6 protein-coding genes are annotated in these 9650 nt (G+C 56.2%); 1 reads left to right on the forward strand and 5 read right to left on the reverse strand.

The window, feature by feature from the left end; genetic code table 11:
- Positions 1-362: 362 nt before the first annotated feature.
- From ACU8YE_RS23495 to ACU8YE_RS23505, 3 genes are all read right to left on the reverse strand, one after another.
- A complete protein-coding gene (locus ACU8YE_RS23495) occupies positions 363-1748 on the reverse strand; it encodes a purine-cytosine permease family protein (RefSeq protein ID WP_446929747.1) in 1386 nt (461 codons plus the stop codon).
- A gap of 579 nt (positions 1749-2327) precedes the next feature.
- On the reverse strand, positions 2328-4298 hold the full coding sequence (locus ACU8YE_RS23500) for a methyl-accepting chemotaxis protein (RefSeq protein WP_446929748.1): 1971 nt from the start codon (positions 4296-4298) through the stop codon (positions 2328-2330).
- 265 nt (positions 4299-4563) lie between these two features.
- Positions 4564-5616 (reverse strand): LacI family DNA-binding transcriptional regulator, encoded by a 1053-nt coding sequence (locus tag ACU8YE_RS23505; protein WP_446929749.1) that lies wholly within the window; start codon positions 5614-5616, stop codon positions 4564-4566.
- Positions 5617-6028: 412 nt separating this feature from the next.
- Here ACU8YE_RS23505 and ACU8YE_RS23510 point away from each other — a divergent pair, with 412 nt between their 5' ends.
- Positions 6029-7522: an aldehyde dehydrogenase family protein gene (locus tag ACU8YE_RS23510; protein WP_446929750.1), complete on the forward strand. Its 1494-nt coding sequence runs from the start codon at positions 6029-6031 to the stop codon at positions 7520-7522.
- A 188-nt stretch (positions 7523-7710) separates the two neighbouring features.
- Here the strand turns inward: ACU8YE_RS23510 and ACU8YE_RS23515 are convergent, their stop codons facing one another.
- Together ACU8YE_RS23515 and ACU8YE_RS23520 are read right to left on the reverse strand one after the other, a co-directional pair.
- On the reverse strand, positions 7711-9366 hold the full coding sequence (locus tag ACU8YE_RS23515) for a choline dehydrogenase (RefSeq protein WP_446929751.1): 1656 nt from the start codon (positions 9364-9366) through the stop codon (positions 7711-7713).
- Between the two features lie 155 nt (positions 9367-9521).
- On the reverse strand, positions 9522-9650 hold a 129-nt coding region (locus ACU8YE_RS23520; protein WP_446929752.1), incomplete at its 5' end, for an SDR family oxidoreductase.

Below are 9650 nucleotides of genomic sequence, written 5' to 3' on the forward strand. Positions count from 1 at the left end.
CAGCGAGTCCGCCCCGGCCGCCTGCACCTGCGACACCAGCATCAGCGCCATCGCACCCGCCGCCGCCACCGTAAGAACCCCGCGCTTGCCTGCCTTCCATTCACTGCGTTTCATCTGCTCCTCCGTACAAAATCGGTACCTCTAAAAAAAGGCTTGTGGATGCCGCGCCAGCGCGGGGCATGATTGCTTGCACCACAGTTAGTTACTTAATGGGCAGAACTTCTCGCCTCACCCCATCAATTTGTAATCCTTTACATACCAAGACAAACCAACAAAGTGAAACTAGTCATCGGATCAAAGCAAGCCCGGCACTTCAACTCCGTTGGAGTGCACTTAGCCAGCTTTAAATGACCTTCCCACGCTCACCCAATCACATTCTTCGTAGTGGAAATCACCGGCACCGCAACATTGCCTCGCCAGCGATTAACAAGGTAGTAGAGCGTGCCAGGTACCAGGAGGCTGGGGATCCAACTCACATCAGCTCCAATCGATTTCGCGAAGTAGCTGTGATAGAAGGACAGATCCATGAACGGAATCTGAGCAACGATCGCGACCGCGAAAATCGCTAGGGTCGAGAAGTTGTACTTGCCATAGATGCCGTCCTCGCAATACATGTCCGTCACGCTGTACTCGCCTTTTCGTACCAGGTAGTAGTCCACCAGGTTGATCGCGCTCCATGGAACAAGCACATAAATCTGCGCGACGAGAATGTCCGAGAAGTACTCGTTAAAGCGATATTGCGTAGCCAGAGCAATAAAGGTGGCGATCACAGCAATGACGGCCATAACGCAGAACTTCACGCCTTTGCTGACCCGCACCATGCCGCGGAAGCCCGTGAAGATCGTGGCCGTCGACATGTACGCGCTATACAAGTTCAGAACGTTGATCTCGAGCACACCGAGCACGATGATCACGAGCGCAGGACGAGACCATTGCCCAAAGAGGCCAGCCAACCCCGTACCCGGATCTTTGGTGATGTCTGCCACGCAAGCCGCCAATAGCGCACCAAGGATCATCACCAAGGTGGACCCAAGGGCATTCCCCAAATAGCTGTACCAGAAAGTCTGGCGTGTAGAGATATGCTTCGGTAAATACCGTGAGTAGTCAGCGACATATGGACCAAAGCCGAGCGTCCAAGATGCTGCCTGGGCCACCACCAACATGAAGGCGCTGTTGACATACCCGTGCGTGGCAATGACAGCCGCCTGGGGAGACGGCGAGGCCTTAAAGAGGCAGAAGGCCGCCAAGGCAAAGATGAGGCCTGACAGAGCCGACATCCATGCCCCCATCCGATGGATCAGTTCATACCCAATGAAGCTGATGATCAGAGTGATGATCCCAAAAAGAATGATCGCCACATTGTCGCTTACCGGGAGAATCGCCTTGATCGAGTCCCGCATCACGACCCCATTGGCAGCAGTAAAGAGGACGTAGGAGATCACAACAACCAACAAAGGGATCCCCGCACCGAGCACGCCAAATTGCGCACGGCTCTGGATCATCTGGGGGATACCCAGGTGAGGCCCTTGGGCGGAATGGCCAGCCATGAAGACCGTCCCAATGATGTTTCCGAGAATGATGCCAATGATCGTCCAGAAGACACTAAGCCCCGCAGCGATACCGAGCGTGCCCACAACCAAGGTTGTGACCTGCATGTTGGCACTGAACCAGATCGTAAAGAGCCTACGGGGACTCCCGTATCGCTCGTCCTCAGGAATGAATTCAATGCTTCTGCTTTCGACGTCCATTACAACCCCACAACCTCTTGCCTATCGGAAACCATCTCAAGACGCGCCGCGTGCCGGCGTATCTCGGTCAGTCCAACTGAGCCCTAAGCGCTCGCCCTGAACTGTAATCCTTTACATTTTTTACTCAAGACAGTGTTTTCCCTACCCTCGTTGATCTACGCCACTTTTCAAGGGGCTCCCTCAATGCGTGGAAATTAGCGCCCAGGCAAGCAACCTGCTGCCGCAGTGCGTCCTTGATCTACGGTCGATCTTTAAGTAAAGGATTACATGCTCAGTAGTGCAGGATCTGTGCCACGTCAGTAAGGCCTACCGAACATCCTTTTTTGCGCGAGGAAGGGGAGCCGCGCACCACAGTGCGCAATTCTAGGGAACGCGCCGCACCAGTTCAGCGCGGCACGAGCTGCTGGTCGCGGCGGCCCATTGAGCGAACTGTCACCATCTCGCTCCTCGCCCTGCTGACAGATGAGAGGGCCAAGATGCTGCAGCCTCCGAGCGCAGAACGGTAACCAACAGGGGGCATATAGGGCCGCTCTTCGCTGAAGGAACCTGATGCCTTGGCAAGTATCGCTACCGCACTTCTTAAGCGCGGTTTAGCGTAAAGACGGATACAGCGGATTTCAGCTCATCGGCCTGGGCCTTAAGTGAATCCGCGATAGCCGCCGACTGCTCAACCAGAGCAGCATTCTGTTGCGTCACAGTATCGAGTTGAGCAATCACGCTGTTCACCTGCTCGATGCCTTCACTCTGCTCGCGCGATGCCCGCGCAATGCCGTCCATCAGTTCAGTCACAGTAGTTACTGAATGACAAAGCGCCTCGATTGCCGCGTCAGCACTTTCGGCAGCGCTGGAACACTGACCACTCTTCGCCACCGCCAATTCGATTAGGTCTTTGATGTTGCCAGCAGCAGCAGCACTTCGCTGCGCCAGTTGACGCACCTCGTTTGCGACCACGGCAAATCCGCGTCCGTGCTCGCCAGCTCGTGCAGCTTCGATAGCCGCATTGAGCGCCAAGATATTCGTCTGGAAGGCGACGCCCTGGATAGCCTCAATGATTGCGGACATGCTTCCGACGTCGTTGGCCATGTCGCGCGCCACCTGCCGTACGGCGCCGACAGAGGCGGCCCCTTTTTCTGCCCGAGAAACTGCATCTTTCGCCAACGCGTTTGCGCGATCAGCATCCTCGGCATTTTGACGAACTGTCTGAGCGAGTTGCTCAAGAGTGGCCGACGCCTCCTCCAAGGAAGCCGCCTGCTGTTCGGTTCTCCCGGATAGGTCATGATTACCTTGTGCGATTTCGGATGCTCCCACCCCCAAGGATTCCGTGACCTCGCCGACAGCACCGACCATATTTTTGAGACCGGCTTGCATGCCATCCATTGCAGCTAGAACACTTGCCGCATGTGGGGTCCGGGAGGAAAGTCGATACGTCAAATCGCCTTTCGATATCGCGTGAGCCATGCTTGCCGCCTCTTTTGGTTCTCCCCCAATTGGCACGACCACCAAGTGATGCAGAGCAATTCCAAGAACGAAACTCAGAACCAGCACGCTAGCCACCCCAAGGAAAAGTGCAATTCTTTCCAAGGAACGAACTTGCTCAAAAATTCGATTCAGCGGAGCAAAGACCGTAAACATCCATGACGTTTCGGTACCGCTAATCACAATGGGCACGCTGACCCGCTCGACACGTGTTTTGGCAGACGGACTGAAAATCTCCGCTTGCGACGTCTGCCCGGCAACGACGACCTTAAGGGCGGCCTCGTCGTCCATTGCGTCGACGTGTTTCCCAAGCGATGCAGTATCGGGCCCTGCGACGAACGAACCTCCATTCGACACCAGCGTCACGTAGCCGGTGTCATAAGGGCGAACTGCACTTAGACGTGCCTGGAGCGCGTCAAGCGCGACATCGACCGTAACGACCCCTCTAAATCGGCCGTCAATCATGATCGGTGCAGAAACCGTGGTCATCATGACGTTCTTGCCGTCGATCGGATAGGTATAAGGCTCGACGATTGCCGGCTTCCCCGAGTTCTTCGGCTTTACGTACCATTCCCCCCCGTTCGGATCGGACGGCAACTCAAAACTCCCAATATGTTCCAGCCAGATTTCGCGTTTGGCATTCCAGGATGCCGCCGCAGCGTAGCGACCATGAATCGCCTTCGCATTCTCATCATCGTTCGCATGCTCTGCGTCTTTACCATCAAATGCATTCGCTTCCCATGCGGTAGCCATTCCGAGAAATTCGGGATGCTCGCCAACAACGCGCTTGAGCATCTCGTCCGCCAAAGCCCGCTCAGCCCGCCCCGTGCGCTGCAGCGTAGCAAAGGTGTCTGCGACCGCTTTCGCGGTTTGCAGCGCGAGATCAAACTGACTGGCCACCAACTGCCCTTGCCTGGTTGCCATTTCGACTGTGTATCGCTCCGCTAAGCTCCTCTGCATCGCAGCCGCCTTGGCGGCCAAGATCGTGACGGTGACAGCGAACCCCACAGCGACCATCGTAATGACGGCGATCAGCAGTCGCGCGCGCAAACCGAGCCTCTTCCACACTCTCATGGCTTCTCCCCGAGTTATTTTTGGGAATTTATGAAAAGGATTACATTCATATCGGCAAGAAGGCCGATTCCTTTAATGCAATACTTTCCACTAGGAGGAGAAATTCGACGGCGTCTGGGCGCACGGCGCGAGACGCATTGCACACGGCTATGGAGACGCTTCCGCTTCTTGGCATGCGTAGCCATGTCGTGAGGCGCGCAACGCCCCTTGCTCGGGAGACATCACGAGGATCGGGGGGCTCTGTGCGCCGCCCCGATCGCCTCTGTCAGGCAGCCGATCGCGTGTCCTGTGCCGGTGGAATACTTGTCGACTCGCGCACCACCAGTTTGGTATCCATCCGAATCGGAAGAATTTTCCGACCCTCCACTAGCGCCCCAACCAAGGCCTGCGCCGCATAGCGACCCATCTCAATTGCTGGTACCGACACCGTGGTCAATGCCGGGAAGAACACGCTGGTGTAGTCATCATCGTCAAATCCAACGACCGAGATATCCTCGGGCACACGTAGGCCCAATCGCCGGCATTCTGCGAGCACCGAGAACGCAAAAATATCGCTGTTGCACACGACCGCCGTAGTTTCAGGGAACTCCGCATGAATCTGCCGCATAGCCTCTCCCCCACGAAACACCGCCGCTCCGTAGCTCTTCTCGATGACGTGGCAATTCGCGGTATCTACGCCGTGAGCATGCAACGCATCCCAGAATGCAGCAATGCGGGACTGCTGACGGTCATTACCTTTCGTTGGCCCGGCAATCATTACGAACTTACGATGTCCGAGGCGCAGAAGGAACTCCATCACCTGCTTTGTTGCGATGTAGTTGTCAAAGCCGATGGACGGGACGAGAGCATCTTCGGAATACGAATAGGTCGTCAGACAGGGGATCTGCTTTTCGGCAAGATACTCTCGCAACCTCTCATCCTCAATCTTCCCGACGAGTAGAAGGCCATCCACGCCTTTCTCGACCAACTTGCGAGTCGTCTCGAACATGTGCGAGTTGTCGAAACCGGTCGTCACAACAAACACGTTATAGCCCGCCGCTGTCAACTGCTCCTCGAAACTGTGGATCAAACGCGCAAACATCGCATAATCAAGTGTGGGAACGATTGCCCCGATGATGTGCGTTTTCTGGGTCCGCAATGCCTTGGCCGACGGGTTCGGACTGTATCCCATCTTGCGGGCCACTGACGTCACCTTATTGCGCACTTCCTCTCGTACCAGATGCGGCAGGTTGAAGGCGCGAGAAACTGTTGCAACGGAAACGCCCGCGGCCTTGGCCACATCCGTCACATTGACCTTGCGGCTAATTTTCTTGTCCATGGTTCGGAGTCCAAAAAGATCACTTTGCGCCACCTCAGACCGCTCAACCCGCTGGTTCCGTACCCATTCACCGTTGCTGCCAGAAAACGATTACGTCACTTCGAACATTGCGAGCGGGTCACCACTGCAGAACAAGGTCTCCATCTTCGATGGGAAGAAGTTCTTTAGAATCAATGAGTTCAGCGGGAACCATATGCTTGCCATCTGCGAAGTTGCACTTGCGGGCGGCGAAATTCTGAGGTTTAGGTTACTATCATACACGTTGCGATACCGCTTTTTCAGAAAACCACTTGTAATGAGCCGTACCGCGCACCGCAGGCCGATGCGCCACTGGTGCCTTGACTGCTTCTAGGAGACCGCGCCCTATAGGCGCTTTTATTTGCAACAGATTAGTAATCGTTTACAGGAGCGCATGATGACACGCCGCTACAACCTATGGATCGACGGGCAATGGCAGCCAGCCTCGAGCGGGCAGTACATTGGACGGCAATCTCCCGCTCATGGAGATTTGCTTGCGGAATTTGCTGCGGGTAGTGCAAGCGACCTCGATAAGGCCGTAAAGGCAGCTCGTGCCAAATTTGACGACCGCTCGTGGTCACGGCTGCCGAGCGCGACCCGAGCTGCCAAGCTGAATGCTTTCGCCGCGCTAATCGAACGTGATGCGGAGAAACTCGCTCGTATCGAAGCGGAGGAAGTCGGCAAGCCGATTCGATACGCTCGCGGAGAAGTCGGCGCTGCAGTTGACCTTACGCGTTACGCAGCGGCCCTGGCGTGGCAATTGGGCGGCGACGCCTTTAACCACTTGGGCGAAGACAAGCTGGGGCTCGTCACGCGCGAAGCCCGCGGCGTTGTGGGCATGATTGTGCCGTGGAATTTTCCCTTGGTGACCCTGTTTCAGAAGCTGCCCTACGCATTGGCGGCCGGCTGCACTGTTGTCATCAAACCGTCGGAGCTGACTTCCGGCACGGCGCTGGAAATTGCTGTGCTGGCCAAGGAAGCAGGCATTCCTGACGGTGTGATTAACGTCGTGACTGGCACGGGCGCCGAGGTGGGCGAATCCATGTCGACTCACCCGCAGATCGATATGGTGTCGTTCACCGGGTCCACGCAGGTGGGGAAACGTATCGCTCGCAATGCTGCCGATTCGGTCAAGCGGGTTGCGCTTGAGCTGGGTGGCAAAGCAGCGAACGTTGTCTTCGCAGATGCAGACCTTGATGCGGCCCTCGATGGCGTCCTGTTCGGAACCATTCTCAACCAGGGCGAAGAGTGTGTAGCTGGCACTCGACTTCTGATCGAAGAGTCGGTCGCTGATCAGTTTGTGAGCGCACTGGTCGAGCGCGCCAAGCGCGTCGTCGTTGGCCTGCCGCTTGACGACCGCACCGATGTCGGGGCCCTTATCCACGAAGCACACTTGCATAAAGTGCTGGAATACATCGAGGTAGGTAGGCAAGATGGCGCCATCCTTGCCACGGGCGGTAACCGCGTAACAGCAGGCGGTCTGGACAAAGGATTCTTTGTAGACACGACCATCTTCACCGGTGTTACGCCGGAAATGCGAATCTTCCGCGAAGAGATTTTCGGTCCGGTGTTAACTGTCACTACCTTCAAAACGCTGGACGAGGCCGTCGAGCTGGCCAACGACACAAACTATGGTCTGGGTAACGGCCTATGGACGAAGGATATCGACAAAGCCATCGCCGTCTCGCAACGTTTGAACAGCGGAACGGTGTTCGTCAACACCTACCTGGAAACGTCACCTCAGCTACCATTTGGTGGCTTCAAGGAAAGTGGCATTGGCCGCGAGAATGGCCTCGACGGCCTGCTCGAGTACACCGAAGTGAAATCGACCTTTATTAAGCTCGGTAGCCGCACTCCGCTCCTTCCGGGTACGGTGTCGAGCAAGTAAGGCAGGCAATAGGCACATCGCTGCTTCAACCCACGCGCGAAAAGTGCGTGGGTTGCACAGCATCCAAGACGCACGAAAGTGCACTGCTTTGCATCACCAAGTGGTGACAAAAGAAGAGCTACCGTTGACCCGGGCACAAAAAAACCCGACTTTCGCCGGGCCCAAGAGGAGATCACCATTGGTGAAATTTAGGCAGCCTTGTAGTACCTAGCATCTAGCGCTTTCGGCTCCTCGCGGCCGCGGATCATATCCGCCACCTTCTCTGCCATCATGATCACGGGTGCGTTGAGGTTTCCACTGACAATTTCCGGCATGATCGAAGCATCAACGACGCGGACATTCTCGACTCCCCGCACCTTTGCTTCCGGATCGACCACTGCCATCTCGTCAACGCCCATACGACACGTACAACACGGGTGATAGTTTGTGCCCGCAGTGTTCCGCAAATACTCCAGTATTTCCTCGTCCGACTGAACAGCCGCGCCCGGGCTAACCTCTTCGCCGCGAAGATGGTCCCACGCTTGCTGGTTGACGATCTGCCGAATTGCCCTCACAGCCGCAATTGCATCTCGACGATCCTCCTCCGTGGACAGGAAGTTGAACACGAACTTTGGCGGCGCTAGCGGATCCGCGCTTTGAATCCAAACGCGTCCGGTACTGGTCGGCCGCATCAAACTGAAGAAGTACTGAAAGCCGTTTTGCAGTTTCACGTTGCCATGCTGGAACTCGCCCAGCATGGGGATGAATTCGAACTGCACATTCGGCACCTTAATGTCATCTTGGGTACGAATGAATGCGCCGACTTCAAAGAAATTTGTGGCGCCCAAGCCCTTCTTGAAGAACGTCCAAAGTACGCCCAGTTTCAGCTTGCCCAGCATCGTGAGCTCTCTAGCAGCCGATACGTTCTGACTGGCGGTGTATTGCACTGGCGCAGCCAGATGGTCCTTGAGACCCAAGCCAACCCCCGGCACGTGTGAAACAACGGGTATCCCGAGGCTGCTGAGATGTTGCTCGTCCCCGATCCCTGAAACCATCAACAAGTGGGGCGAATGGATCGCGCCGGCACAGACTACCGCCTCACGAATAATTCCGATGCGAGACGTTTGGCCTTCAGCCAGCACTTCAATGCTCGTTGCGCGTCTCCCGTTGAACAAAAGCTTGAGCGCCCGGCAGTCACTCCAGACATGCAGATTTGGACGTTTGGGGAAGGCGTGAAGATAGGCCTGTGAGGTACTCCAGCGGATGCCCTTGTGGACGTTACGCTGAGTGATATGGACCCCCTCCTGCCGATATCCGTTGTGATCTTCAACATGCGGCAGACCAGCTTGCTTGCCAGCCTCCAGGAACGCGTGATACAGCGGGTTCTCCGCCCTGCAGGTTTGGATAAACATGGGCCCAGAACCACCGCGGTACGAATTAGCACCTTTGTCGAACGTCTCCGCTTTGCGGAAGTAGGGCAGGACGTTCGCATAGCTCCAACCAGCGTTGCCGTGCGATGCCCAATTGTCGTAGTCCCACGGGTTACCGCGCACCCAGTTCATACCATTGATCGACGAGGAGCCGCCGAGGACCCGCCCGCGCGCCTCATAGATCTTTCGACTGTTCAGGTACGGCTCCGGTTCGGAATGGAGATACCAGTTGAACTTGTCGTCCATCAAGGGAAAGCCCAGCGCTGCAGGCATGCGAATGTACATACTGGTATCTGGCGGACCCGCCTCGATCAGCAGAACCCGCATATTGGCGTCCTCCGCCAGGCGGCTGGCAACCACGCTGCCGGCAGAACCTGAACCTACGACTACGTAGTCGTAAGCGCTGTCGATGCGGCGCCCATAAATGTCTTGCATTTGTTACCTCCGGAACTCTCACTGACCTCCAAGCTGAACCAGGGTGTGATACGAGCCCTGTTCACCTCTCGCGTCCGCGCCTAATGACTTGATCGCGATTCTAGATGCCACGGAAATCAATGTAAAGGATTACATTTTTCGTTAGTTTGACAGGCTCAACGAGCGGTGTAGCCGCCGTCAACGGTGAACATGCCACCGGTGGCGAACGACGCTTCGTCAGATGCCAGGAACAGGATCATGGTGGCGATTTCATGTGGCGTGCCCATGCGGTTGACCGGTGCACG

This window comes from Ralstonia sp. VS2407 (assembly GCF_052950655.1).

Bases quoted from the DNA above. Each gene is read 5' to 3' on its own strand.
- ACU8YE_RS23495 (WP_446929747.1), bottom strand. From the start codon at position 1,748: ATGGACGTCGAAAGCAGAAGCATTGAATTCATTCCTGAGGACGAGCGA.
- ACU8YE_RS23500 (WP_446929748.1), bottom strand. From the start codon at position 4,298: ATGAGAGTGTGGAAGAGGCTCGGTTTGCGCGCGCGACTGCTGATCGCC.
- ACU8YE_RS23505 (WP_446929749.1), bottom strand. From the start codon at position 5,616: ATGGACAAGAAAATTAGCCGCAAGGTCAATGTGACGGATGTGGCCAAG.
- ACU8YE_RS23510 (WP_446929750.1), top strand. From the start codon at position 6,029: ATGATGACACGCCGCTACAACCTATGGATCGACGGGCAATGGCAGCCA.
- ACU8YE_RS23515 (WP_446929751.1), bottom strand. From the start codon at position 9,366: ATGCAAGACATTTATGGGCGCCGCATCGACAGCGCTTACGACTACGTA.